Annotated in this window: 25 protein-coding genes, 1 pseudogene and 1 riboswitch; of the genes and pseudogenes, 8 read left to right on the top strand and 18 right to left on the bottom strand. The window is 66.9% G+C overall.

The genetic code is table 11. The annotated features are described in order from the left end of the window. Nucleotides 1-37 precede the first annotated feature (37 nt). On the top strand, nucleotides 38-1,249 hold the full coding sequence (locus ABE438_RS16295) for a GGDEF domain-containing protein (RefSeq protein WP_346503702.1): 1,212 nt from the start codon (nucleotides 38-40) through the stop codon (nucleotides 1,247-1,249). On the opposite strand, the gene ABE438_RS16290 is transcribed toward ABE438_RS16295, so the two are convergent. The 6 genes from ABE438_RS16290 to ABE438_RS16265 all read right to left on the bottom strand — a co-directional run bounded on the left by ABE438_RS16290 (nucleotide 1,228) and on the right by ABE438_RS16265 (nucleotide 6,911). Further along, nucleotides 1,228-1,833 carry a TlpA disulfide reductase family protein gene (locus ABE438_RS16290; protein WP_346503701.1) on the bottom strand — a complete coding sequence of 202 codons (606 nt, stop codon included), beginning with the start codon at nucleotides 1,831-1,833 and terminating at the stop codon, nucleotides 1,228-1,230. The genes ABE438_RS16295 and ABE438_RS16290 overlap by 22 nt on opposite strands. Nucleotides 1,834-1,919: 86 nt before the next feature. Beyond that, nucleotides 1,920-2,837 carry a ribokinase gene (locus tag ABE438_RS16285; RefSeq protein ID WP_346503700.1) on the bottom strand — a complete coding sequence of 306 codons (918 nt, stop codon included), beginning with the start codon at nucleotides 2,835-2,837 and terminating at the stop codon, nucleotides 1,920-1,922. A 55-nt stretch (nucleotides 2,838-2,892) separates the two neighbouring features. Next, nucleotides 2,893-3,747, bottom strand: coding sequence for a carbohydrate ABC transporter permease (locus ABE438_RS16280; RefSeq protein WP_346503699.1), 855 nt, complete (start codon nucleotides 3,745-3,747; stop codon nucleotides 2,893-2,895). Beyond that, on the bottom strand, nucleotides 3,744-4,661 hold the full coding sequence (locus ABE438_RS16275) for a carbohydrate ABC transporter permease (RefSeq protein ID WP_346503698.1): 918 nt from the start codon (nucleotides 4,659-4,661) through the stop codon (nucleotides 3,744-3,746). The genes ABE438_RS16280 and ABE438_RS16275 overlap by 4 nt, the downstream gene beginning before the upstream one ends. A gap of 2 nt (nucleotides 4,662-4,663) precedes the next feature. Next, complete coding sequence (locus tag ABE438_RS16270) at nucleotides 4,664-5,926, bottom strand: ABC transporter substrate-binding protein (RefSeq protein ID WP_346503697.1); 1,263 nt, start codon at nucleotides 5,924-5,926, stop codon at nucleotides 4,664-4,666. A 34-nt stretch (nucleotides 5,927-5,960) separates the two neighbouring features. Continuing rightward, nucleotides 5,961-6,911, bottom strand: a complete 951-nt coding sequence (locus tag ABE438_RS16265) for a nucleoside hydrolase (RefSeq protein ID WP_346503696.1) — start codon at nucleotides 6,909-6,911, stop codon at nucleotides 5,961-5,963. Nucleotides 6,912-7,129: 218 nt separating this feature from the next. On the opposite strand from ABE438_RS16265, the gene ABE438_RS16260 reads away from it, so the two are divergent. Continuing rightward, nucleotides 7,130-8,140: a LacI family DNA-binding transcriptional regulator gene (locus tag ABE438_RS16260; RefSeq protein ID WP_346503695.1), complete on the top strand. Its 1,011-nt coding sequence runs from the start codon at nucleotides 7,130-7,132 to the stop codon at nucleotides 8,138-8,140. Nucleotides 8,141-8,144: 4 nt separating this feature from the next. Here the strand turns inward: ABE438_RS16260 and ABE438_RS16255 are convergent, their stop codons facing one another. From ABE438_RS16255 to ABE438_RS16230, 6 genes are read right to left on the bottom strand one after another with little or no spacing between them, the layout of a single operon-like run. After that, on the bottom strand, nucleotides 8,145-8,708 hold the full coding sequence (locus ABE438_RS16255; RefSeq protein WP_346503694.1) for a GNAT family N-acetyltransferase: 564 nt from the start codon (nucleotides 8,706-8,708) through the stop codon (nucleotides 8,145-8,147). After that, nucleotides 8,705-9,487, bottom strand: coding sequence for an ABC transporter ATP-binding protein (locus ABE438_RS16250; RefSeq protein WP_346503693.1), 783 nt, complete (start codon nucleotides 9,485-9,487; stop codon nucleotides 8,705-8,707). Before ABE438_RS16250 ends, ABE438_RS16255 begins: the two co-directional genes overlap by 4 nt. Further along, nucleotides 9,484-10,515: a FecCD family ABC transporter permease gene (locus ABE438_RS16245; RefSeq protein WP_346503692.1), complete on the bottom strand. Its 1,032-nt coding sequence runs from the start codon at nucleotides 10,513-10,515 to the stop codon at nucleotides 9,484-9,486. Before ABE438_RS16245 ends, ABE438_RS16250 begins: the two co-directional genes overlap by 4 nt. Before the next feature lie 7 nt (nucleotides 10,516-10,522). Then, complete coding sequence (locus tag ABE438_RS16240) at nucleotides 10,523-11,530, bottom strand: ABC transporter substrate-binding protein (protein WP_465248630.1); 1,008 nt, start codon at nucleotides 11,528-11,530, stop codon at nucleotides 10,523-10,525. Between the two features lie 22 nt (nucleotides 11,531-11,552). Next, on the bottom strand, nucleotides 11,553-12,530 hold the full coding sequence (locus tag ABE438_RS16235) for an ABC transporter substrate-binding protein (RefSeq protein WP_346503690.1): 978 nt from the start codon (nucleotides 12,528-12,530) through the stop codon (nucleotides 11,553-11,555). 18 nt (nucleotides 12,531-12,548) lie between these two features. After that, nucleotides 12,549-13,508 (bottom strand): ABC transporter substrate-binding protein, encoded by a 960-nt coding sequence (locus tag ABE438_RS16230; RefSeq protein ID WP_346503689.1) that lies wholly within the window; start codon nucleotides 13,506-13,508, stop codon nucleotides 12,549-12,551. A gap of 161 nt (nucleotides 13,509-13,669) precedes the next feature. Next, nucleotides 13,670-13,867: riboswitch (cobalamin riboswitch) on the bottom strand. A 268-nt stretch (nucleotides 13,868-14,135) separates the two neighbouring features. On the opposite strand from ABE438_RS16230, the gene ABE438_RS16225 reads away from it, so the two are divergent. Continuing rightward, nucleotides 14,136-14,945 carry a hypothetical protein gene (locus ABE438_RS16225; RefSeq protein WP_346503688.1) on the top strand — a complete coding sequence of 270 codons (810 nt, stop codon included), beginning with the start codon at nucleotides 14,136-14,138 and terminating at the stop codon, nucleotides 14,943-14,945. Between the two features lie 127 nt (nucleotides 14,946-15,072). On the opposite strand, the gene ABE438_RS16220 is transcribed toward ABE438_RS16225, so the two are convergent. After that, complete coding sequence (locus tag ABE438_RS16220) at nucleotides 15,073-16,236, bottom strand: alpha-hydroxy acid oxidase (protein ID WP_346503687.1); 1,164 nt, start codon at nucleotides 16,234-16,236, stop codon at nucleotides 15,073-15,075. Between the two features lie 156 nt (nucleotides 16,237-16,392). On the opposite strand from ABE438_RS16220, the pseudogene ABE438_RS16215 reads away from it, so the two are divergent. Next, nucleotides 16,393-16,927: pseudogene (locus tag ABE438_RS16215) on the top strand (IS3 family transposase); the annotation flags it as partial. 95 nt (nucleotides 16,928-17,022) lie between these two features. Here the strand turns inward: ABE438_RS16215 and ABE438_RS16210 are convergent. The 4 genes from ABE438_RS16210 to ABE438_RS16195 form a co-directional block, all read right to left on the bottom strand. Next, nucleotides 17,023-17,604 (bottom strand): hypothetical protein, encoded by a 582-nt coding sequence (locus tag ABE438_RS16210; protein WP_346503686.1) that lies wholly within the window; start codon nucleotides 17,602-17,604, stop codon nucleotides 17,023-17,025. 293 nt (nucleotides 17,605-17,897) lie between these two features. Beyond that, a complete protein-coding gene (locus tag ABE438_RS16205) occupies nucleotides 17,898-18,515 on the bottom strand; it encodes a hypothetical protein (protein WP_346503685.1) in 618 nt (205 codons plus the stop codon). A 54-nt stretch (nucleotides 18,516-18,569) separates the two neighbouring features. Beyond that, nucleotides 18,570-18,965: a hypothetical protein gene (locus ABE438_RS16200; protein WP_346503684.1), complete on the bottom strand. Its 396-nt coding sequence runs from the start codon at nucleotides 18,963-18,965 to the stop codon at nucleotides 18,570-18,572. A 53-nt stretch (nucleotides 18,966-19,018) separates the two neighbouring features. Further along, nucleotides 19,019-20,326 carry a GYF domain-containing protein gene (locus ABE438_RS16195; RefSeq protein ID WP_346503683.1) on the bottom strand — a complete coding sequence of 436 codons (1,308 nt, stop codon included), beginning with the start codon at nucleotides 20,324-20,326 and terminating at the stop codon, nucleotides 19,019-19,021. Between the two features lie 234 nt (nucleotides 20,327-20,560). Here ABE438_RS16195 and ABE438_RS16190 point away from each other — a divergent pair, with 234 nt between their 5' ends. Continuing rightward, complete coding sequence (locus ABE438_RS16190) at nucleotides 20,561-20,773, top strand: helix-turn-helix domain-containing protein (RefSeq protein WP_346503682.1); 213 nt, start codon at nucleotides 20,561-20,563, stop codon at nucleotides 20,771-20,773. A gap of 291 nt (nucleotides 20,774-21,064) precedes the next feature. Here the strand turns inward: ABE438_RS16190 and ABE438_RS16185 are convergent, their stop codons facing one another. Next, complete coding sequence (locus ABE438_RS16185) at nucleotides 21,065-21,976, bottom strand: DUF2971 domain-containing protein (RefSeq protein WP_346503681.1); 912 nt, start codon at nucleotides 21,974-21,976, stop codon at nucleotides 21,065-21,067. 400 nt (nucleotides 21,977-22,376) lie between these two features. Here ABE438_RS16185 and ABE438_RS16180 point away from each other — a divergent pair, with 400 nt between their 5' ends. The 3 genes from ABE438_RS16180 to ABE438_RS16170 are packed head-to-tail and all read left to right on the top strand — an operon-like array spanning nucleotide 22,377 to nucleotide 24,865. Then, nucleotides 22,377-23,516 carry a DNA cytosine methyltransferase gene (locus ABE438_RS16180; protein ID WP_346503680.1) on the top strand — a complete coding sequence of 380 codons (1,140 nt, stop codon included), beginning with the start codon at nucleotides 22,377-22,379 and terminating at the stop codon, nucleotides 23,514-23,516. Between the two features lie 6 nt (nucleotides 23,517-23,522). Beyond that, nucleotides 23,523-23,957, top strand: coding sequence for a very short patch repair endonuclease (locus ABE438_RS16175; protein ID WP_346503679.1), 435 nt, complete (start codon nucleotides 23,523-23,525; stop codon nucleotides 23,955-23,957). Then, nucleotides 23,954-24,865 carry an HNH endonuclease gene (locus ABE438_RS16170; RefSeq protein WP_346503678.1) on the top strand — a complete coding sequence of 304 codons (912 nt, stop codon included), beginning with the start codon at nucleotides 23,954-23,956 and terminating at the stop codon, nucleotides 24,863-24,865. The genes ABE438_RS16175 and ABE438_RS16170 overlap by 4 nt, the downstream gene beginning before the upstream one ends. Nucleotides 24,866-24,961 lie beyond the last annotated feature (96 nt).

The raw sequence follows: 24,961 nt of genomic DNA, 5'->3' as shown, positions 1-24,961 counted from the left end.
CGCGCATGATGGCCGACGTGACGGGGAACTGTATGCGATGACCGATCTGGCTACCGTCTTCATGACCGTCGCCCTCATGACGTTCGCAAACGGCGTCGTGCTCACCATCGTGTCGCGGGATCTGCAGACGACCCTGCGCTCCGCCGCGACCTTCTGGCAACTCGGCACCATCCTGATAGCCGGCGGTTGCGCCGCCTTCGCGATCGGCGCGCCGGTGCCCGGTCCGACCATGCTGGTCATCGCGAATGGCGGCATCCTTCTCGGGCTCACCGCCTATTCCGTGGCTATCCAGCGGCTGCGCGGCCAGCGGCGCGGGATGCTGCAATGGCTTCCGGCCGTGGTGACGACGGCGCTCATATACTGGTTCTCGGCCCAGACGCCCTCCTTTATCACACGTGTCTTCGCGTTCTCGCTCACCTCTGGCTGGCTGATGCTGGCGAGCGCCGCGCTGCTGCTGTCGCAGCCGCGCCCGGAGCGGCCGCGCAGCAGCGAGGTGCTCGCCGGTCTCCTGCTGCTGATCTCAAGCTTCTACCTGTTGCGCCTGGTCGGCTATCCGGCGATCGGCGTGGAGCCGGCCACGACCGTGGTCGACGCGCGCATCTGGCTGAACCTCGTCACGCCGATCCTGATGAGCCTGATCCCGGTGGTCGGGACGACCTGCTTCCTGCTGATCTGCTCCGACCATCTCAAGCAGCAACTCGCGATCGCCGCAGCGACGGACTATCTGACCGGCCTGCCCAACCGCCGGACGCTGGCGAGCCAGGGCGCCCACGCCTTCGCGGCCGCGCGCCGCGAAGGGCGACGCCTGCTGGTGTGCGCCATCGACATCGACAACTTCAAGCCGATCAACGACGCCCACGGCCATGAGGCCGGCGACCGGGCGCTGGTGCATGTCGCGAAGGTGCTGGGCGAGACCTGCGGCACCGGCGGGGTTCTCGCCCGAACCGGGGGCGAGGAGTTCGCGCTGATCGTCGCGGACGCCGATGGCGACAGCGCGCTGGCGCTGGTCGAGACGCTGCGCCGGGCCATCGAGGCCTCACCCGTCATGCTCGCCGGCACGGCGGTGTCGCTGACGATCTCGGCTGGCGTCGCTTTCCAGGAGCCTTCGGACGCGAGCTTCGACGCGGTGCTGCGCCGGGCCGACCGTGCGCTCTACCAGGCGAAGGCCGCCGGACGGAACCGGGTCGAACGCAGCGACGGCCGCCCCCTTCCCGTGATGCGGCTCGCTCAGGCTGCCGCGGCGAAGTAGCGGATCAGGCGCTGCGCCTCGGGCGTGCTCCAGTCGGCCTCGCCGGAGAGATGGCCGGCGGTGCGCATCTCGGCGTCGAGCACATAGCTCATCGGCATGCCGTAGAGCTGGAACGGCGTCTGGATCAGCGATTTCGGCCCCGAGGCGACGAGGCCGTCGGTGTCGATGAAGCTGCGGAAGCCGCGCAGGCCGAGACGGTCGATGAAGCGGCGCGCTTTGGCGACCTCGCGATCGAGCGAGACCGGCAGCACCGAAAAGCCGAGTTCGGCCTCGCGCTGCTGCAACCGGTGCAGGATCGGCAGCTCGCGCAGGCAGGGCGGGCACCAACTCGCCCAGAAGGCGAGCAGCGCCGGGCGGCCGCGATAGCGCCGCAGCGGCGTGCGCTTCCCGGCGAAATCCTCCAGCACCATGCCGGCGACGTCCTCGCGCGGATCGAGCTCGATGAACTGGCCGCCGCGGGTGCGGAAGGGCGGCGGGGCCGCCAGCGCGCGGGAGGCCGGCAGCGGCGCAAGCGTCGAGGCGGCGGCCAGAAGCAGCGTCCGGCGCATGATCGCGCCCCGCCCGGCCGGTCTGTCCTCGCTCATGCGCTCGCCTCCCCGTGTCGTGTCCGAGACGCGACCTCGCATCGCATCGCGTCCCGAGCAAGGCAGCGCGAGCGGTTCGGCCTGCGCTATCGCGCCGCGTCGAGCTCGGCGCGGGTCGGCAAGGCCGGCTGGGCGCCGAAGGCGAGGCATGCCAGCGAGGCGCCGAGGCAGGCGTCGGCGCAGGCGATCTCGATCCCCGCCCCGCGCGACAGCCCGGCCGCGAGGATGCCGACGAAGGCGTCGCCGGCGCCGGTGGTGTCGACCGGCTCGATCGGGCGCGCCGGGACATGGCGGCTCGTACCGTCGGGGCCCACCACGAAGGCCCCGCGGGCGCCGGCAGTGACGATGCAATGCGTCGCCCCCTCGCGGGCGACGCAGGCCGCGGCGGCCTCGAAGCCCTCCTCCTCGCGCCCGAGCAGCACACTGGCGCGCAGCGCCTCCAGCTCGTTGACGACGAGGTAGTCGGTGCGACGCAGGATGGCGCGCAGATCGTCGGTCCCGAGGTCGTCGGGCACCGGCGCGAGGTTCCAGACGACCGTGCCGCCGGCGGCCTCGATCCGCTCCGCCATGGCGAGCGAGCCGGGCAGCGGCACTTCCATCTGGAAGACGCCGACGCAGCCCTGCACCGGCGCGTCGCCGCAAGCCGACGCGTCGAGCCCGGCATTGGCGCCGCTCGCGACCGTGATGGCGTTCTCGCCAGCCTTGTCGACGACGATGAAGGCGCAGCCGGTCGGCAGCGCGTCGTCGGTGCCGATCCGCTCCACGGCGATGCCGTTGCGGGCGAGGTTGTCGCGGCAGAGCCGGCCGAAGGCGTCGTCGCCGACGCGCCCGATCATCGCGACCGCGCCGGGACCGGCGATGCGGGCGGCGGCGACGGCCTGGTTGGCGCCCTTGCCGCCGAACAGCGTGCTGTAGCCGGCGCTGAGCACGGTCTCGCCGGGACGCGGGATCGACGCGACGGGCGCGACGAGATCGATGTTGATCGATCCGAAGACGAGGATCATGTGGTTTCTCGGTCGTTGGGCGCGCCCGCAAGGCGCACCGGCGGGCAGTTAAGCCCTATTTGAGGCCGGACGAGGCGATATTGCGCAGATAGACCCGCTGGAAGGCCAGGAAGGGCACCAGCGCCACCAGGCAGGCGATCGTCGTCGACGAGAACAGCCGGCCCCAGGAGGTCTCCTCGAAGGAGATGTTCCGGGTGATGGCGATCTGCACCAGCGTATGGTCGGGCGATGGTGCGGCGACCAGCGGCCAGAAGAACGCCTCCCACTGCGTCATGAACTGCATGAGCGCGCCGGTGACAATCACCGGCCAGGAGAGCGGCAGCGCGATCTTGAAGAAGATGCGGCCCCAGGAAGCACCGTCGACCCGCGCCGCCTCGTAGAACTCGCGCGGCACCGCCACGAAGAACTGGCGGAACAGGAAGATCACCAGACCGTTCGCCACCTCCGGCAGGATCAGCGCCTGGTAGCTGTCGACCCAGCCGAGCCAGCGGATGATCTGGTAGAGCGGGATGACGATCGCCTCGAAGGGCATCATCGCCGAGGCCAGCACCAGGATCAGCAGCAGGCCGCGACCGGGGAACTCGAACACCGCGAAGGCGAAACCGGCCGAGGCGTTGACCAGCAGGCCCAGCGCCATGGTGGCGACGCCGACGAACAGCGAATTGGCCAGCGCCCGGAAGAAACCGGTCTCGACCAGCGAGGTGTAGTTCTCGAAGGTCACCACGCTCGGCACGAAGGTGCGCCAGGTGAACTGGTGGCTGTTGGCGAAGATCTCGCCCGCCGGGCGGAAGGACGAGAGGACGAGCCAGATCAGCGGCAGCAGCAGCACCGTCGCGATCGCGATCAGCGCGGCATAGCGGGCGAGCCCGGCGCCGAAGCGCGCCGAGGGACTGCCATGGACGGTGCTCACGCCTCGTTCTCCCCATGCCTGAGCAGGCGAAGCTGCACGATCGCGACCAGGATGACGATCGCGAGGATGACGGTGGAATAGGCCAGCGAGCGGCCCCAGTTCATGAAGGTGAAGGCGGCCTCGTAGGCCTTGAACATCATCAGCGAGGTGGCGCCGTTGGGCCCGCCGGCGGTGATGATGTAGACCGGCGCGAAGAACAGGAAGTTCACCGCAGTGTCGGCGATCAGCACGAAGGTCAGCGGCCGGCGCATCAGCGGCAGCGTGACATAGCGGAAGCGCTGCCCGGCGGTGGCACCGTCGATGCGGGCGGCCTCGTAGAGCTGCTCGTCGATCCCGAACAGGCCGGCGAGCAGGAAGACCATCCAGTAGCCGCAGCCCTTCCAGCTGGCGACGGCGATCGCGGTGCCGAGCGCCTGGTTCTCGTCGCGGAAGAAGCCCTGCCGTGCGAAGCCGAGCTGCTCGAGCAGCGCGTTGACCGGGCCGATCGTCTGGTCGAGCAGCATCGACCACAGCACCGCGGTCAGGCCGATCGACAGCGTCATCGGCAGGAAGAAAGCGGCGCGGAAGAAGGTGATGCCGCGCCCGGGCTTCAGCACCAGCAGCGCCATGCCGAAGGCAATGGCGATCTGCAGCGGGTTGATGATGATGTTGAACAGCAGCGTCGTGCGCAGCGCGTGCCAGAAGCTGTCATCGGCGAAGAGCGAGGCGAAGTTCGCGAGGCCGACGAAGGCCTGGTCGCCCTCGAGGTTCTCGCGATAGAGCGCCCCGATGCCGGCGACGGCGATCGGGGCGAGGCGGAACACCAGCAGCCCGAGCAGGGCCGGGGCCAGGAACAGGGCCGCGAGCCCGCCCTGGGACCGGAGGATGCGCGCCAGGAGGCCCGGCGCGCCGTGATGCCGTGCTGCGGTGCTCATGATCAGCCGCGGTACTTGGCCATTTCGCGGTCGATGTCCTTCGCGGCCTTCTGCAGACGCGCGGCCGGGTCGGACCCGCCGGTGATCTCGCGGATGGCGATGCGCAGGATGTCCTCGTATTCGCGCCAGCCGGGGGTGGCGGGGCGCGGCACGGCGGTGTTGTCGAGCTCGTGGCGGATGATCTTCCAGCCCGGCGTGCCGAGCACGTCGCTCATCGAATCCCAGACGCTGCGGATGACCGGCGGGTTGGCGCGGGCGCGGGCCTGCATCTCGATCGTCGCCGGCTCGGCGAGGTAGCGCATGAAGGCCTCGGCGGCCTCCTTCTGCTTGGTGCGCGGGTTCATGCCGACATGCCAGCTGCCGGTCGGCGTCACCGGCTTGCCGCCGCTGAAATACGGATGGGCGGCGACCGTCCAGTCGAGCCCCTCGCGGCTGCCGAAGATGCTCATATTGGAGTTGGTGCCGAGATACATCGCGGCGCGGCCGGTGGCGAACAGCTCCTGGGCGAGATTGATCTCGAAGACGTTCGGCGGGCTGACCTGGTGCTTGGTGTAGAGCTCGCCATACCAGCGGAACGCATCGATGAAGGGCGCGCTGTCGACGAAGCCGGAGGCGGTGAGCCCGTCGGGTCCGATCACGGCCGCTCCCTTGGACTGCGCCAGCGGCAGCAGCTGATAGGGCCGCTCGGCCTGCTCGATGACGAGCCCCCAGCGGTTGCTCGACCTGTCGGTGAGCTTCTTGGCGGCCTCGACGACCTGCTCCCAGGTCCAGCGCCCGTCGACCGTGGCGGGCGGCGGGGTGATTCCGGCCTCGGCGAAGAGCTTCTTGTTGATGTAGAGCAGCTGGCTGCTGGAGAAGAGCGGCAGGGTGTAGAGCTTGCCGCGGAAGCTGCCCTGGTCGCGCGCCGCCTTGGTGTAGCGGTCGAGGTCACCGATGATGCTGTCCAGCTCCTGCAGATGCTTGCGCACGGCGTAGGAGGCGGTCAGCGGGCCGTCGGCGATGTAGATGTCCGGCGTCGGGCCGCGCGATTGCAGCCGCACCTCGGTCGCCTGGAACAGTTCGTTGAACGGCAGGCGCTCGTCGCGCAGCGTGACGCCCGGGTTCTTCTTCTTGAAGCCGTCGAAGATCGGCGTGACATGGGCGTCAGGCCAGGCCTGCCAGATGACGTTGAGCTCGCCCTTGGCCTGGGCGGAGGCGGCGCGCCCCAGCCCAAGCGAGGCGGCGCCGGCGGCGAGCATGGCGAGCGTATCGCGACGTGTGGTCATGATGGGTTTCCTCCGGATCGTTCTGATCGTGTCGTCAGGCGTCGTAGCTCAGGACCGCGTCGACCACGACGTCGACCACGGCGGCTCCGTCGATCTCGAGCGCCACCAGCGCATTGGCCGGCAGCTGGGTGCGGGCGGCGGCGGCGGGCGCCGACTTGAAGACGCGCAGGTCGCAGACCGTGGTGCCGCGCACCTGCGGGCTCGCCAGCTCCATGTGGACATGGCAGGCGCGGTGCTTGATCAGCTCCGGATGGACGAAGGGCACGACGGCGCAGGCGTCGTGCATCGGCGCGCCGGCCAGCCCGTACACCGCGCTGGAGCGCGTGGCGTAGAAGTCCTGGAGGTCGCCCATCACCTTGCCGACCGGACCGCCCGTGCCGTGCAGCCGCGCGACATGCGGGGCGCCGATCAGCGCCTGGCGGGTGACGTTGAGGCCGGCCATCATCACCGGGATGCCGCAGTCGAACACCGCGGCGGCGGCCTCGGGATCGGCCCAGAGGTTGAACTCGGCGGTGGGCGTGACGTTGCCGGCCGTGGTGCTGCCGCCCATGATGCTGATGCCCTTGAGCAGCTCGGGCAGTTTCGGCTCGAGCCGCAGCGCCAGCGCGACATTGGTCATCGGGCCGACGGCGATCAGCACCAGCTCGCCCGGCGAGCGCTTCGCCTCGCGGATGATGGTCAGCGCGGCATGCTCGCCGGTGACGTCGCGGTCGGGCTCCGGCATCTCGGCGCCGTCGATGCCGGACTTGCCGTGGAGTGTCTGCTTCTGCAGCTGCGGCTGGACCAGCGGGCGGTCGGCGCCGGCCGAGACCGGCACGTTCAGCCCGGCGAGCGTGCACAGCGACAGCGCGTTGCGGGTGGTGTGCTCCAGCGGCGCGTTGCCGTGGACGGTCGTGATCGCGCAGAGGTCGAGATGCTTGGCGGCGTAGAGAATCGCCATGGCGTCGTCATGGCCGGGATCGCAATCGATCAGCACTCTGGTCATCGGCCGCAGCCCTCGCTCGCGTGATTGCGCGGGACCACGGCGCCGACGGCCAGTTCGCGGAAACCAGGGCGCGAGACGGGTATTTCCTGCGGCGGAACGCCGGCAGAGCCCTCGCGACCATTTCCTCCGAGCGGACCGGGACGCTGCGCTCCCGCCTCGTTGCATACGTGTGCAACGCTACCCTTGACGCTCCCCGCGCGTCAAGACACACAAGCGGGATGAGCGATTTCGCCAACAGACGCTGGGTGACATCGCGGGAGGTGGCGGAACTCGCCGGCGTCTCGCGTTCGGCGGTGTCGCGCTGCTTCACCAAGGGCGCCAGCATCGCCCCCGAGACGCGCCGCCGCATCATCCTCGCCGCCGAGCAATTGGGCTACCGCCCCAACGCGATCGCGCGCAGCCTCAACACCCGGCGTTCCGGGCTGATCGGCGTGGTCGTCAGCGATGTCGGCAATCCGTTCTATGCCCGCCTGATCGAGGCGCTGGCGATCGAGATCCAGGCACGCGGCCACGCCCCCCTCGTCTTCGTCGCCAAGGACGCCGCTGCGACCGAGGCGATGCTGCCGGAGCTCCTGACCTTCCAGGTCGACGGCGTGCTGGTGGCGAGCGCGCCGCTCTCGCTGCAGGTCACGCGGCTCTACAACGCCGCCAAGACCCCCATCGTCCTGCTCGACCGCATGGCCGACGACGAGGAGGAGGTCGCGGGCGACGTCTGCGCCGACAACATCGCCGCCGCCGGGCTCGTCGCCAACATGCTGGTCGCCAGCGGCCGGCGCCGCGCCGCCTATATCGCCGGGCTGGAGAACACCTCGACCAGCCGCGACCGCGCCGCCGGCTTCGCGCAGGGGCTGGCCCGGCACGGGCTCGCCATCGTGGCGCGCGGCATCGGCCGCTACAGCTACGAGGGCGGCCGGGAGGCGGCGCGCGCCCTGCTCTCCGCGAGCGAGCCCCCCGACGCGATCTTCTGTGCCAATGACGAGATGGCTCTGGCCGTGCTCGACGTGGCGCGCGGGGAATTCGGGCTGAAAGTCCCGGACCAGCTCGCCGTGGTCGGCTTCGACAATTCGGCGCCGGGCGCGCTCGCGGCTTACGACCTCACCACGGTCGACCAGGGGCTGGAAGCCATGGCCCGCAGCGCCGTCTCCGTGATCGAGCAGATCATCGCCGGCGAGGACGCGCCCGGGCGCTCGATGCTGCCCTGCGCCATCATCCGCCGCAGCACGGCCTGAACCCTCAGCGCGCCAGCGGCTTGTCGAAATGCGTGCTGCCCTCGCCGGCCGCGAAGTCGCGATAGCCGCGCGAGCGCCAGAAGGCGATGGTGGCGGGCGTGCCGCTGTCGGCGTGGAGATAGAGGGTGGCGAAGCCGAGCGCCCTCGCCCGCCGCTCGGCCTGGTCGACCAGCCAGCGCCCGACGCCGCTGCGGCGATGATTGGCGCGCAGATAGACCCGCACCAGCTGCGCCACGGCCTCCACTGTGCCGTAGCGCCCGGTGAAGCCTGCGGCGAGCGTCGGCTTCAGGTCGAGGCGGTAGAGCCCGGCCGTGCCGACGATCTCGCCCGCGGCATCATGCAGGGCCCAGAAGGCACCGCGCTCCTCCGGCGCGAACCAGCCCGGCCCTGCCTCACCGGCCAGCCTGTCGAGATCGGCATGCCAGTCCGGCCGATAGGCCGTGCCATAGACCTCGGCGATCGTCGCGAGGCAGAAGGCGCGGGCGGCGCGACGCACGGTCTGCGGCGCCGTCGCGAGATCGCGGCAGCGCAGGCCGAGGGGAGCTTCGGAACCGTCTGCGCCCATCATGGCCGCCGCACCGGATCGTCGTAGAGGAACTGGATATGCGGCCGTCCGGCACGGGTGGAGCGGCCGATCTGGGCGCGTACGCCGAAGACCTCCCAGAGCAGCCCCTGCGTCAGCACCGCGGCCGGCGGGCCGGCCGCGACCACACGCCCGGCCTTCAGCACCAGCACGAGATCGCAGAATGCGGCGGCGAGGTTGAGGTCGTGCAGCGCGACGATGCTGGTCAGCGGCAGGCGCTCGACCAGAGCCAGGATCTCGATCTGGTGCTGGATGTCGAGATGGTTGGTCGGCTCGTCGAGCAGCAGCTCGCGCGGCTCCTGCGCCAGCGCCCGGGCGATCTGGACGCGCTGGCGCTCGCCGCCGGACAGGGTGTGCCAGGACTGGTCGCCGCGCCCGCCGAGATCGACCTGGTCGAGCGCACGCCGCAGGATCGCCTCGTCGGCAGCCGTCCAGGGCGAGAACCGTCCGCGATGCGGCGTGCGGCCGAGCGCGACGACTTCGCGCACGGTCAGTTCCTCAAGCGTCGCCGCCTGCTGCTCGACCACCGCGACGCGCTGCGCGATGGCGAGCCGCGTCAGGCTGGCCAGATCGTCGCCGCCGAGCGTGACGACGCCGCCCTGCGGCTGGCGCAGCCGGCAGAGCAGCTTGAGCAGGCTCGACTTGCCGGAGCCGTTGGGACCGATCAGGCCGAGCGTCGCGCCCTCCGGCACATCGAGGCCGACCGCGTCGAGAATGAGCTTTCCGCCGGCGCTCCAGCTGACATCGCGCACCGAAAAGCTCATTCGGGGCGCCTCGCGCGGTAGAGCAGCAGGGCGAAGGCCGGCGCGCCGAAGAGCGCGGTCACCACGCCGATCGGCAGGATCTGGCCCGGCACGACGATGCGGGAGAGGATGTCGGCGAGCACCATGAAGATGGCGCCGGCCAGCGCCGAGGCCGGCAGCAGCAGGCCATGGCCCGAGCCGACCAGCATGCGCGCGGCATGCGGGATGACGAGCCCGACGAAGCCGATCGAGCCGACGATCGAGACCATCGCCGCGGTCATCAGCGCCGTCGCGGCGAAGAGCACAAGGCGCAGCCTTGCGACGGGAACACCGAGCGCCGCCGCTGCCTCCTCGCCGAAGCTGAAGGCATCGAGCGCCCGCGCCTGGCTGATGCAGATGGCGAAGCCGGCGGCAGCCACGGCCGCCGCGAGATAGACGTCGGGCCAGCGCACGCCGCCGAGATTGCCGAGCAGCCAGAACATCACGCCGCGCGCCTGCTCGGCATCGGCCGAGCTGGTGACGATATAGGCGGTGAGCGCGTTGAAGAGCTGCGAGCCGGCGACGCCGGCCAGGATGGTGCGGTCGGAGCCGCCGCGGGCGCCGCGCGCCAGCAGCAGCACAAGAGCGAAGGCGGCGAGCGCGCCGAGGAAGGCCCCGCCAGAGAGGCTGAGTGCCCCAGCACCGAAGCCGACGATCATCACGCCGACGGCGCCCGTCGAGGCGCCGGCCGAGATGCCGAGCACATAGGGCTCGGCCAGCGGATTACGCAGCAGTGCCTGCAGCACCACGCCGCTCAGCGCCAGCGCGCCGCCGCAGCAGGCGGCGACGAGCGCCCGGCTCATCCGGTATTCCCAGACGACGCCGGCCTGCACCCGGCCGACCTCGTAGCCCGCGCCGAACAGGCGGTTGGCGAGGGTCTTGAAGGTCGTCGCCGGCGGGATCGCGATCTCGCCGATCGACACCGCCAGCGCGATCGCGGCGAGCAGCACGGCCAGGCCGGCCAGGGCGAACAGGGCACGCGGGCCCCACCCGCCGAGGCGCCGGGTCATGCGGGGCTCAATCGACCAGTTGGAGGCGCTTGAGGCCGGCCGCGACCGTCTCGATGCCGTCGATGGTGCGGATGGTCGGGTTCATCGCCTGGGCGCTGAGCTCGATGAAGCGCTTCTTCTTCACCGCGTCGATCTGGCTGACCACCGGATCCTTCTCCATGAAGTCGATCTTCACCTTCGGATCATCGGCCGGAAACTTGCGGCGGTCCATGGTGCCGACGACGATCACGGTCGGATTGCGCCCGACGATCGATTCCCAGCTCACCGCCGGCCACTCCTCGCCGCTCTCGACGGCGTTGCGGGCGCCGAGCACCTGCGTGATGTAGCCCGGCGCACCGAACTTGCCGGCGACCCAGGCGTCACCGTTGAGCTGCGAGGACGAGAACCAGTAGAGCAGCGAGACGTCCTTCGCCTTGCCGCCCGCCACCGAGGCCACCGCCTTGGCCTCGCGCTGCTTCAGCTCGGCGATGAAGGCTTCGCCGCGCTCCTGCACGTCGAAGATCTGCGCCAGCTCGGCGATCTCCTGGTAGATCAGGTCCATCGAAAACAGCTTCGTGCGCGCGCCGTCGCGCATGGAATTGTCCTTGGCGATACAGTCGCCCGGCGAGATATAGGTCGCGATCCCGAGCTCCTCGAACTGCTCGCGCTTGCCGACGACACCGTTGGGCCCGACGTCGAAGACGAATTGCGCGGCGACGAGGTCGGGATCGGTCTTCACCACCGCCTCGAAGCTCGGCTGGTTGTTGGAGATGCGCGGCACGCCCGCATTGGCCGCCTTGAGGTTCTCCAGCACCGGGCCGACCCAGACCGCGGTCGCGGCCAGCCGGTCGGCGAGGCCGAGCGAAAGCAGGATTTCGCTCGAGTTCTGGCCGATGGAGACCGCCTTTTCCGGCGCCTTGTCGAAGGTGATCTGCCGGCCGCAATTCTCCAGCGTCAGCGGATACTGCGTCTTGCCGGCGGCGAGCGCCCCGGAGGCGCCGAGCGCGAGGGTGGCGGCGGCGAGGAATGAAGCCAGTCTCATGACGAAGCCTTTCTGCTCAGGAGCGAGGCGTGGCGGCCAGGATCGCGTCGAGCCGGGCCAGGATGAAGGGGATGTTGGCGGGGTTGGGCGCGACGAGCGCGTCGTAGAGATGCGTATCGACGAGATGCGCCCGGCCATGGGCGACGACCGGCAGCGCCACGGCACCAGGCAGCGGCGCCAGCAGCTCCCGCACCGAGGCCGCCTTGCCGATCGGCGCCAGCAGCGCGAGGCCCGCGCCGCCGATGCCGCGCAGTTCGGCCAGCGGGCGCGGATGCGAGCCGTTGCAGTCGAACGCCCCTGCCCCCGCCGTCACCGGGCGCAGGCCGATGCGCCGGAACAGGTCGAGCGCCGGGGCGGTCTCGTCGACGATGGGATGGAAGGAGGTCGCGGTGACCTGCGCATAGGCGACACTGCGGCCGCGCCAGCCGGCATGGCGCGCGGCGAAGGCGGCGATCGCGGCATCCGTCTGGGCGACAAGCGTCTCCGCCGCCTGCGCCGGCGCCCCGGCGAGCCGGCCGATCAGCCGGGTGAGATCGCCATAGGGATCGCGCAGGTTGCGGCCGCGGCTGACCAGCGTCGGTGCGATCCGCGCCAACTGCGCATAATGGTCGCCATAGCTGTGATAGGCCGTGGCCGCGAGGATGAGATCGGGCTCCAGCTCGGCGAGCAGGTCGAGATCGACCCGGCCGGCCGGGACGCAGGCGATCTCCTGCGGCAAAAGCGGCTGGACCCAGGGGAAATTGTGACCGTCAGCCCCGGCGCCGTAGCGCATCGCGCCGACCAGCTTGACGCCGAGCGCGGCGCAGATCGCGACGTCGCTGTAGCCGACCGCGACGATGCGTTGCGGCGCCGCCGCCAGCAGCGTCTCGCCGGCGCTGTGCGCGATCCGCAGCGGGTACGCCCCGGCGGCCTGCGCGCGCCGCGGCCCGGCGCCGAGCAGCAGCGCGCCCGCTCCAGCGAGCAGCGCCCTGCGCGACCATATGACGTTCGTCATCTCCGCCCCCGCGCCCGCTCAGCCCTTCCGGGCGAAGGCGCTCTCGACCATGTCGAGCAGGCGCAGCGCCGCGAGATAGTCCGGGCGTATCGCCGATTCATCGAGCTCCCAGCGCCGGTAGCTGATCACCGCCTCGAGCTGGCGGAAGCCGGGATCGCAGCAGAGCTGGCCCATGCTGACCGGCCCGTTTGAGACCATGATCAGGTTGGGCGCGGTGAAGACCTCGAGCACCGCCGCCAGCGGCACCGGCACGCGCCCGTCCGCATCGAGCGTCCCGCCCTGCACCCTGGAAGCGGCATCGAACAGCCTGAAGCCGAGCCCGGCCAGGGTCCGGCCGAGCCCGCTCGTGGGAGAAATCGCGAAGGGATCCTCGTGGATGCCGCCGGCATTGGCCTGCAGCAGCGCGGTCTCGCCCTCCGGCAGCGCGATCTTGCCCGCGACCTGCGCCGCGCGCGCCTCGAAGGCGGCGATCAGCGCCGGCACCTTGTCCGTCCGCCCGAGCAGGTCGGCGACGAAGGCCAGTTCCTCGCGCCAGCCCGGCAGGTCGGCCGGTACGACCAGTGTCGGCGCGATCGCGGTGAGATCGGCGGCGCGCCCCGCGCTCGCCAGCCCGCCCGGATTGCGGCCGCCGGCGATGATCAGATCGGGCTCAGCCGCGCGGATCGCCGCGAGATCGACGCCGTCCGCCCCGGCCGGCAGCGCCACGGCCTTACGTGCCGCGGCCTGCCGGTTCCACAGCGGCGGGAAGCCGGTGCGGCGGTTGATGCGCGCGTCGGGAAAGCGGGGATCGGCGGCGACGACCGGCGCCTCCAGCGCGAAGGCGTAGCCGGCGATCCCGGCGTCGAGCACCACGATCCGCTGCGCCCCGGCCGCATCCGCCGGCCGGGCGGCGCCCGGCCCGGCCATGACCACCAGGGCGCCGGCAAGCACGCCTGTGAAGGCGCGGCGCGACGGTTCGACTGTCTTCGCGATGCCCATCGACATCGGTCCTTCCACGGCTCGACCGGACGCGTTTCGGGCGTCCGGTGCCGGGCTCGGGAGAACGGGAAACGGGCTCCGCCAGTCTCCGGGCACGGCAACATTCATCGAATGTCACCGTCACGGAGACGACCGCACCCTGGCACACCCCGTGCCGCGGGCTCAGGTGACAGGAACGGGCAGGTCTCCTGGCTTCCGGGTCAGCGCTTACCGTCTCCGCCTTCCCGGCGGCGCGAGAGGCGCCGCCAGTGGCTTCGTGGAGGGAAGCTCGCCGGTCACAGTTGCGGGGGCAGCCGCGGCGTCGAACCGCGTTCCCTTTTCATCCGCCTCGAGGCGGAACCTGTTCCGACGGCGACTGTAGCGTCAGCGCCGGCGGAAGGAAAGCGCGGCGACGAGGTGAAGAGCGGTCGCCGGGAGCCTCTCTGCCTCCCACGCCGGGATCATCGCGCCCATGGCCCGGCGCCGCGCTTCCGAGCCTTTTCCACACCGCCCAGCCGCGCCCATAACGCAAGGACAGGCCCCGACTCGACAGAGCGTTAAGGACTGGTAAAACAATCCCGCTTCGGGGGATTGGTCATGCGTATGCGTCTTGTTTTGGCGGTTCTCGCTGCATCAGTCTCACCAGCCATGGCGCAGTCCTTCGCGCAGACGGAAGCCCAGAAGCGCAAGCAGCATGTCCCCTATGTCCGGGCCGCGACGGACTGCGTGACCTCTGTGGTGCGCCGTGACGACGGTTTCGACGGCGCCGTCGCGTTCGACAGCTTCCAGCCGCTGATCGCCCGCGCCTTGTCCGTCTGCTCGCAATCGGTCGCGACGATGATCTCCACCCATGACGCGATCTACGGCTTCGGCGGCCAAGCCTTCTATGCCGGCCCGTATCTGAACGATCTGGAGCGGGCGGTCCGCAACCGCCTCGCCGGCCAGATCGCGGCGGCGCGCGCCAATGCCGACCGTCTCGCCGCCGAGCGCCAGGCGCGGCTCAACAAGGAAAGGGCCGAGCGGGACGCCGCCGCGGCCCAGGCGGAAGCCCGGCGCATCGAGGCGGAGACGCGCGAGAAGACCGCCCGCGCCGAGCGCGCCGAACTGCTCGAGAAGACGCGCGAGCTGATCCGGACGAAAACGCTCGGCTGCATCGGCAAGGAAGGCGCGACCATGCTGCTGACCGACGAGAAGGCCGAGGTGGTCGCCAAGGCGGCGATGATCTTCTGCCAGAACGACATCGACGCGCTGGTGAAGATCACCACCGAGATCGTCGAGACCGAGTCCGGTGCCCCCTTCGATCGCGCGCTGGTGCGCAGGCTCGCCGAGGACCGCGTCCGCGACGTCGTCACCGCCTATGTCATCCGCTTCCGCGGCGACCTGATCGGCAGGAACCTCAAGGACCAGCAGGCGCCCACCCGGCCGGCCGAGAGCTCGCGCAGCGCCCCGACGCTGTAGCGAGAGGCCATCCCCCGGCCGTGCACGACGGTCGCCGCTCGTTCGCACACCAGACGAGCTGGCGGGCGATCTTTCGCTTGCGCGGCCCGGCGCAGAGCCCGGCTTCGCGCCGCCGGCGACAGCCCCCTCACCGCCCCTGCTCGGCCCGCCAGATCAGTTCGCGCGGGATGTCGGCGAAGCGGCCTTGGCCGGAGAAGGCCAGGCAGTGGTCGATCTCCTCGCGCAGGATTGCGAGCACGTCGCTGGCCCCGGCTTCGCCGGCGGCAGCCGCGCCATAGAGCGTCGCCCGGCCGAGCAGTACCGCCTCGGCACCGGCGGCCTTGTACTTCACCACGTCGCTGCCGCGCCTGACGCCGCTGTCGGCGAGCACCGTCATGCGCCCCGCCACCGCATCGGCGATCAAAGGCAGCACGTCGATGGTCGCCGGCGCATAGTCGGCATTGCGCGCGCCGTGGCAGGAGACCACGATGCCGTCCGCCCCGTGCGCCAGGGCGGCCTGCGCGTCGGCGCGCGTCAGGACGCCCTTCACCACCAGATTGCCGTCCCAGATCCGGCGGATCTCGGCGACATCCTCCCAGGTCAGCCGGCGCGCCAGCTTGACATTGTTCGCCACCGCCTCACGCGTGATGCTGGTGCGGTACTCCGGCGGATAATGCGCATAGGTCGGCAGGCCTGAGGTCAGCATGGCGCGCAGCAGCACGCCCGCCAGCCAGCGCGGATGGGTCAGCACGTCGAGCACGCCGACGAGCGTCGGCTTGATCGGGATGCCGAAGCCGTTGCGCGTATTCCACTCCTTCTTCGGCGAGCGCGGCGTGTCGGCGGTGAGGACGAGCGTCTCGATGCCGAGCGCCCTAGCCCGGCGCAGCAGCTCACCGGTGAGCGTCCGGTCCTCGAAGACATAGAGCTGGAACCAGAGATCGGCGCCGTCGGCCCGCTCGGCGATCGCCTCCATCGCGGTCATCGACTGGGTGGCGACGCAGAACGGGATGCCGGCCCGGCGCGCGGCGCGCGCGACCTGGACCTCGCCATCGTGCCAGACCAGCCCGGCGACCGCCGTCGGCGCCACGATCAGCGGCACAGCGAGTCGCTTGCCGAAGAGCGTCACCGCCATGTCGGGCTGCGACACGTCGTTGAGCACGTGCTGGTTCAGCTTCACCGCGTCGAGCGCCGCCCTCACATCGCGCAGCAGCACCTCGTCCTCGGTGCCGCGGTCGATATACTCGAACATGCCGCGCGGCAGGCGCCTGCGCGCGAGATCGCGATAATCGGAAACGTTGAGCGGCTTCATCATGAGACATCCGGCAGACCGGCGCGCGGCCAGCGCCCCGGTCGGGCCGCGCCGTTGCGCCACTGGCCATGGCGGTAATCGCTCGGCGCCGCGGCGTGAAGAGGCCCGGCGCGTTTTGCGCGATGAAGGCGCGCCCCCGAGGGCGCGCGACTCACATCGGTTATCGCACCCAATGTGCTCGATCGTCAGTTCACCGCGACGCGTCTGAACCAGTGCTAGATCGCCGACTTCACCTATGTCCGGACGGCGGAAGGCTGGCTCTATGTGGCGGCCGTAATCGACCTGTTCTCGCGTCGTGTCATCGGCTGGTCGATGAAGGCCGAGATGGCGGCGGAACTCGTTACCGACGCGCTCATCATGGCGATCTGGCGCCGCGGCAAGCCGGAGGCGTTGCTGCATCACTCCGATCAGGGCAGCCAATATACCAGCCAGCACTTCCAGGAGTTGCTCGCCGAGAACGGCGTCATTTGTTCGATGAGCCGATCTGGCTACGTCTGGGACAACGCCGCGATGGAGAGCTTCTTCTCGTCGCTGAAGACCGAGCGGATCAGAAGGCAAGGTCTACCGAACCCGCGACGCCGCCAGAGCGGGCGTGTTCGACTATATCGAGCGGTTCTACAACACCCTCCGCCGGCTCTCGACCATCGGCTATCTCAGCCCGGCCGAGTTCGAAAAGAAGGTGGGATTAGGTTAACCGAGCGTCCACAGAACCGGCAGCAGGCCACAGGACGCCACGGCCGCCGATGTCGGGCCTATTCATGTCCTATCTATCGCTTTTGCCGACCCGGTCTAGCGAACCTTGCGGCCCAGTCGGGCCACGTCAGGACCTTCGCCGTGTCCAGCCCAAACCCGCCAGCCAATGCCGTCAGGATCCCGAACCCAACGCACGGAGGTCGGCCAGTCCTCACCGACGAGGCGCATGAGCTCGACGAAGGCGGTGACGTCAATCTGGATGAGGCCACGGTCACGTTCGTGATCCGAAGTCACCATGAACGCGTCGTAAGTCTCGGTGTCGCCCAGAACCTCCACAAAGACGAGACTGTGGACCAGGAGATTCAGGACCCTACGACGCGGAAGCGCGACCTGCTGGGCGGCCTTAAGATCGAAATGCTCATCAAAGCGGTGGTTGTTGAAGAGGTTGAAACCGGCTTGGGTCGGCGGAAACCGAAGGATACCCATCTCGGCACTGAGGAGGTCGGTCGATACCTTGAGGCCCTCATCCATCTTCCGTATGGCGTAGGCGGCGAGGAAGACCTTCCGCTCGATCAAGAACGAACGCCGTTCCGAGGGCCGCGGTCTCGACGCCCAGCGTTCGATGATCGCCGCGTCTCGAATTAAGTGAGTCTTCCACGGTGCGCTTTCGTGGATCATCCGATGCCCCCCAAGCAGGGGGAGGAGACTGAACTCGCGGGAGCAGCACTGCAAGGGCGGTTCCGGCGGGCGTCCAGAGCTACCGATAGTGCTCCTGCCAGTGCTGCCGGACGAAGAGTCTCTATCAATAAGCACTTGATTTTGTTTGCATATCTGCCACCCAAGAGTGGTGGCTGGGGGACTAGGACCCTCAGCCAGTTTCACGGCACCAATTTTATCAAGCGGTTACAGCTGCCGAGGTGAACGAAACAGGTCGGTTTTGTAGCAACCGATTGTAGCAAACGCGGCAGGAGCTAGCGAGTGCTCTCACCGCGGAACTTCCGGCAATCGGCGAGCATTGCCTCGGTATCGAAGAAGCCAGTTGCACCAGCGCTCTCGGCGAGGAGCTCACGCATGAGCTCCTCGAACTTCGCATTGGTGTCGTAGGCGACTCTCGTATCCCCGACGCGGAACTGAACGCTCTTCGCGCTCAAAACCCGGTCGATCTCGTTCACGGTCGCGGGTGTCCTGTCGAAGAAGAGCTCGGTGTCGATAGACTCGCCCGCGAGCGTGATCGCGCTGTTCCTGTCGATCGCGAACTGCCCTTCGATCTCGCCGCGGAACGGCTTGTAGGGCGCGCCCAGCGCGATCATGTCGTCGAGGTAGATGGTGAGATGCGCGTAGGTGCGCCGGCTCTTCGGGCAGATGAAGTTCATCTGATTGATCAACCTGCCAGCGTCCTTGTGCAAGGAAAAGCGGCCGTAGATCTTCTTGTCGCGCTGCGCGCCGGTCTTGGTCGTCGTCCAATAGGAGGTGACTGTCGCCTTGAGCTCTCGCTGTTGCGGTTCGGTCTGCGACTGGGCAGGGCTTGGGCTGCTGCCGAAAGCCGAGCAGGCCAGGGCGGCGGCGAGAAGGGTGGCGGTTTTGGTCATCGGGCACCTGGAGGCGGGAAACGATAGGATTCGGCCATGCGCGGGGCCGATCGCTCAGCGCATGTGCTGGAAGAAGATCGCCAGCATGCTGCCGACCTCTTCGCCCGTGCGTGGGTTGCCGGCGAAGTTGCCCTCCACGAAGACAAGCCGCTTCTCGTCGGGGTAGTGCTCGACGTAGAAATCCCAGGCTAACTTGTTCGGCGCCCGGCAACTCAGCGTCGAAGGGCCGGAGCTTGGCCCGCCGGCATTGTCGAAGGCGCAGGACCAGTTCTGCATCTTGGCGAACTCGTAGAAGATCCGGAACGGGCCGAGGTCGCGCTGCGTGCCCTGGACGGTCGCTTCCATGGTCGTTGCCGGCGGGAAATCCATCGGCCGCCATTTGATCCGCGGCACCTGGGCGACGGCGACGGTCGCCGCAAGGCAGGCGGCGATGATGAGGGGCAAGCGCATGGTCGAGCCTCGCGTTTGGACAAAGGGATGCGGATGGCAGGCGCGGGGCTCGCTCAGTCGTAGAGCACGGCAAAGATGTCGCTGAACGGCTTCCCCTTCCACGCATTGCTGTTCATGCTGGCCAGGCTGAAGCTGCGTCCGTCCGGATTGAGGGTCCACTGGATCTCGACCGGCTCGCCCACGGGCCAATAGGCGTCCTCGGCCCAGGTCTCGACCACCTCGCGCATCAAGGTGAAGGTCGCCCGGAGCGCATCGCATGACGCAAGGGTCGCCTGGTGCCCGCAGCCATGTTTGTCCGCAATTGGCTGAAGCCGGTTGCGGGCCTTCAGATGCTCGATCGCGGTCTGGTAATAGGGCAGCAGCGTATCGTAGCTGCCATAGCGCGCATTGATGTCGTTATCGTCCGCGGCCTGGTTGACCGGCCGCATGAGCTGCTCGATCGCGTTGGCGTGCAGGCTCGCATTGATGTTGCCTGTGAACTTGACCACCGTCGCGCCCTTGTCCGAGGTGAAGGACTGCCACTCGGCATTGTCGAAACTGGCGGCCAGCGCCTTGCCGATGGTCGTGCTGGAATAGCCGGTCATGTAGCCGTCGCGGACCAGCGCGACCGAGCCGCCCCAACTGGGCAGATTGAGATGCGGCACGACCGCCGCGGCGATGACGAGGGCGAACGCCACGATCGGCGCGACGAGATTGACGCCGCCAGTCTGTTTTGCCCTCGCCAGCGCTGCGGCCTGGTCCTGCTCCTGGCGCAGGGCTTCCCAGCGCTTTCGGACAACGTCGAGATACCAGGCGTTGCCGTAGAGCGCGAACACAATGCCGAGGCCGAAGGTGGCGAAAAGGAAAGCCCGCGCAACCGAGGTCGGCACGCTGTCGGGCAGCAGCACATAGGCAAGCTGGACGGCGAGCACGATGCCGCCCAGCACGTACATGCGACGGTACAGGAGCCAGCCATAGGGCAGGAACAGTGCCGGCCAGTTCCATGAACTGGTCGTCGCGATGTTAGCCGGATCGCCCCCGGCCTTCGCCAAGATGGCTCGCCACTTCGCGAGATGGTGCTCCTGCTTCCGGCCGATCAGCGCCTTGGTCAGCTCGCTGTAGAGGAAGTCGTTCGGCTCGAATGCAGCCTGTTCGGGCTTTGACGGAAGAGCCGGCGGCTCGTTCGGCGGCAACGGCGGTGGTAGGATAGGCTGAGGCGGGGCAAGCTCGGTATCGCCGAGCCGCCTCCACTCGCTGCCGAAGGCTGCCGTCCAGACCAGATTGGTGAGGCTGATCGCCCCGCTCGACACCATCGCCTTCAGCTCGTCGGCACTAACCGGCCCGCCGCGCTCGCCATTCTTCTCGAAAAACCAGTCGCTCACGCCAGTCAGCCCATCCCAATATTGCCCAGGATGGGGCAGCCCGAGCGCTCGCCCGGTTACGCGCCGGTGCGTCTTCGCTGATCCGCGACTTCCCCAACCCTTCCCGCAGGTTCACGCCTACGGGGATATGTTGCGTCGGAAGAGGAAGCCGCACTGCGTCGCGAAGCTGCTCTACCGTCGATTGTAGAGAATACTCCGTAGCCGAATACTCGACAAGGCGGTGCCGTCCCACGAATGGAAATTCGTGAGGTTCTGGCATTGAATCTGCGGAAGCTGCGGCAGGCACGCGGCTTGTCGCAGGAGGAGCTGGCACATCGGGCCGGCATCGACCGCACGTATGTCAGCTCACTGGAGCGCAGCGTGTATGCGGCTGGAATCGATGTCGTCGACCGGATAGCGAGGGTTCTTGGCGTCGAAGCCGCTGACCTACTGAAGCGGCCTGATTGAGAAAACGTTCGTCGCCGTCGACTAGTGGCAAGTTCCAGTTCGGAAACGCAACCGATCCACTAAAGAGATCGGCGGTGGATAACGTCGAGCCGGCAACGCGTACCGTGGCAGCGCAGGTCTAGGCCGAATTTGAGGATTTCCATCGCGACCTGATATCCTATCGCGCGGAAAAGCAGACGATTTCGGCGAGCGGAACGGCCAGGCCTACACGCTCGCTATTGTGCGGTTCTTCAACCGTCACCGTAAAGCATTCCAAACCCGGCGCTCAGACTCCGTGATCCAGTCGACGTCTTACACAGGAGCGAAGGTCATCGCGTATGTGGCCTTGTCGGGCCGGGCATCGAAGATGGCGATATCGGAATTGATTGACTTCGCTGCTTCCATGATCTCCGCGCGGAAGCAGCTATCCATGCGGCAGCCTAGGTACATCTCGCAAAGCTCTTTGGGAAAGAATTTTGAGAACCGGGCAGGCTGATCAGCCGCAACGCCATTGGGGAGCACAACCCTAAGCTCTTCCTCGTACATCCAATGGGTACTTTTGGACAGAGCCAAAGTGCGCCGGATGTCCGCGACGTCGTTCAGGCTAAACGACGGGTCGAGTGCGCTCAGATCGTAGATCGGTTGATAGAAATTGGGGCGAGTGTCGGTGTATCTGACCGGCTCCAGCATCATGAGGCAAGAATCCTCTTCGATATCCGTGCGAAACCCAAGCACCACGCCACGATGCTGCTGGGCATAATGAGCCCACATGAGCAGGTTGTTATGATTGCGGGTGGCGCAAAAAATGCCGGTGTTTTGGTATTGAGCGGCGATCGCTTTTTGCTGGCGTGCGATGCTTTCCCAGAACCCCGCCAGGCCGGGATACTCCTTGGCCAGCATATCGGGAGAAATCGCGCACAACAGCGCGGCCCGTTGCTCTGACGATTGCTCTTTCAGGAAACCGGCGCTCTTCCTCGCAGTTGCTGGAGCCGCATTGACAAGGGATGCCAGATGATCGGGATCAGACGCAATGCCGGCGATGACAGCTTCGATCGAACGAGCCTGGAGTTGCTTCGGATCCATGTTGAACAGATCATCGATGTAGAGGTCGAATGGATCATTCATGTCCGCGGGGCGACCGAACCTGAGCGTACGGTTTTCGAGGACTTTCCGCGCACCCTCCTGATCAACGTATTTGTACACAATGGTGGGAGGCGCTGACATGTGCTGTCCTGGCTGTTCTCCGGAGTACATAAGGCTTTCCAAAAGCAAGATCACCCGATCTCGATCCCATACATCGGCTCTTGCTTAGCAACTAGGGCTGAGACTCAATTGCTACCACGTGATTGCGGCGGCGATTCAGAAGGCTGAGAGCCTGACCCAGGCTAGAGCCCGAATTTTCCCGGCCGCGTTTGAACATGACAGCCGCTCGCCGGCATAACATCGGTTCCGGCACTTCGCCGGCGGAGCCAACCTTGGCTGCCGCCAACGGCATCAGTTGCGAAAAGCTCACACTCTCGCAAGACTCGCGGGAGGTGGTGGGTTTTTGGCGGATTGGGAAGTACGCGAATCGATTATTGTGCTAGCCACTCGGATACAATAGACGGGTGCAGGCGCTGATGGAATGAAGCTGGTCGAGCTATTTTGTGGCTGCGGCGGCTTTTCGCTCGGGGCACATAAGGCTGGTTTCGAAGTCGCTGCTGCCTACGACGTCGATCCGATTCTAACACATTCCTACCGCTTGAATTTCCCGCGGACGAAACTGGTCCTTCGCGATGTTGCGCCGCTTACTGGCGCAGAAATCGAGGCGGACGTGGGAGAAAAGCCCTTTGGGATTTTCGGGGGCCCTCCCTGTCAGGGCTTTAGCGACATCGGGAAACGCGACAAGGGAGATCCTCGCCGACAGCTGCTGCGGCACTTTTTTCGTATCGTATCCGAAGTTGAGCCCACCTTCTTCGTGATGGAGAATGTGCGCGGGCTGGCATACCAAGACGCTCGTCCTGTGCTCGACGACGCACTTGGTCTTGTCAGCGACCGCTACGATATTCTGGATCCGATTATTTGGGACGCGGCACAATTTGGCGCGGCCACGAGGCGCAACCGGATGTTTGTCATAGGGGTGCTTAAAGATCGTAAGGCCCCGATCACCAGGCAGGATGTCGAAGCGTTCAAACGAAAGCCCGCCACCGTGAAGCAGGCGATCGCTGATTTGATGGGGGCACGCGAGGCAGAGGAATCAGAGACCCTGCCTGGGTTTGATCGCTGGCGCATACACCGGCGCGGATTGCCGTCGGACTACGCTATGCAATTAAGGGCACCCGACAACATCTTTACTGGCCACCGACCAACAGCTCACACAGAAGTGGTTGTTGCCCGGTTCGCAAAGGTGAAGCCGGGAAAGACTGAACCGATCGGCCGACACCCACGTCTTAAGCAAACTGGTCAGTGCCCCACTCTCCGAGCAGGGACTGGATCGGACAAAGGCTCATTCCAGTCAGTAAGACCGATACATCCCACCGAGCACCGCGTGATCACTGTGCGAGAAGCAGCGCGTCTCCAGGGCTTCCCCGACGCACATGTCTTCCATCCAACGATCTGGCACAGCTTCCGGATGATTGGGAATAGCGTCTCCCCATTCATGAGTGAGGCAATCTTCCGTGCAATTCGGGCTCGATTGGAAAAAGTTACCAGCGATGCGGATGAGCCCGGCGAACATGAGCCGCCGCTCGAAGCCATGGATCAGTTTCCGCAGGCCGCGGAGTAGAATCGAATGGTGGACCGGCTGACGATTGAGCGAAGATCATGGCTCATGTCTCGGGTCCGCGGGAAGAATACCTCTGCAGAGATTCGAGTTCGCTCGGCAGTGCATGCTCGCGGACTCAGATTCCGGCTTCATCGTAAAGAGCTGCCGGGGTGCCCCGATATTGTCTTTCCGAAATGGCGCACCGCGATCTTTGTGCATGGCTGCTTCTGGCATCGGCACCTCGGATGCAAAAAGGCGACGACGCCCAAGAGCAATCAGGCCTTTTGGCAGGACAAGTTCGAACGCAACGTAGCTCGTGATAGTGCGAACTTGGCTGCTCTTCGATCGAACGGATGGCACGCCGAAATTATTTGGGAGTGTGAGACAAAGTCACCGCTGGCATTAGCGGCCCGTCTCGATCAAATTTTCGATAACGCCCAAGTACAGGGCGATGCGGTATGAAAGCCGTATTGGACACCAAACCTGAATCCGCTTACGACGACGAGATCGCCAGCCGCTATCATTTCCCTCCGCGCTACCTCGGTATTATGAGCGACTGTGTAGGCGACTGGGTTGTTTTTCGTCGACCTAGGGCAGCGGGCGAAGGCATCGCATACTTCGCAACTGGTCGGGTGACAGCTATCGTGCCTGATCACAAGAATGTCGGCTACAATTATGCGATGATTGAAGATTTTCTTAAATTCGACAAGCCGGTCGCGTGGCGAGCCGATGGCAGATACGCCGAATCTGCGTTGCGCGCTATGGCGGATATTTCTCAAGTCGGTCTCTATCTCCGAGGCCGATCATGCCGTGAATTGCAGGAAAACGACTTCGCACTCATCGCCAGTGCCGGGCTTTCGGACACGCTCGACCCGGCAAATGCGATTCAGCTCGGGCTCGACGCGGCCAACGTCGATGCCGCGACCTGGGGCATTCTGCACGACCCTTCCTGGCCGGTTGAGCGACGGATCGTCGCGATGCTCATCAACAGGAAGATTCGCGATGCGAATTTTCGGCACGCGATCTGTCGCGCATATTCTAAGCGCTGCGCCGTCACCGGCATAAGAATAATCAACGGCGGAGGGCGGGCCGAGGTACAGGCGGCACACATAGTGCCGGTAGATAAAGGCGGCCCAGATACGGTTCAAAACGGGATTGCACTGTGCTCCACAGCCCACTGGCTGTTCGACAGGCATCTGATCTCGATCGACGAGGAGTATCGTCTTCTTGTTTCCCGTAACAAGATTCCTGCCGAGCTGAAGGGATTGTTCCAACCGCAATGTGAACGCGTGCTCTTGCCGGACGACAGCCGCCTTTGGCCCAGCCAACACTACCTCGCCGACCATCGGCAACAGTTCGGCAGCCTGTGATCCGACGTGCTTATGCCGTCAGCCAATATGACTATTCGCTTTGAGACGACGTTGTGTGTGATCCACCCCCGTTGAATTGGTCCACCCTGAACTATG

Source organism: Allobosea sp. TWI1241, assembly GCF_039673065.1.
Taxonomy (GTDB): domain Bacteria; phylum Pseudomonadota; class Alphaproteobacteria; order Rhizobiales; family Beijerinckiaceae; genus Allobosea.
Note: the sequence above shows the minus strand (reverse complement) of the source record. Positions and strands in the feature narration are given on the sequence as shown.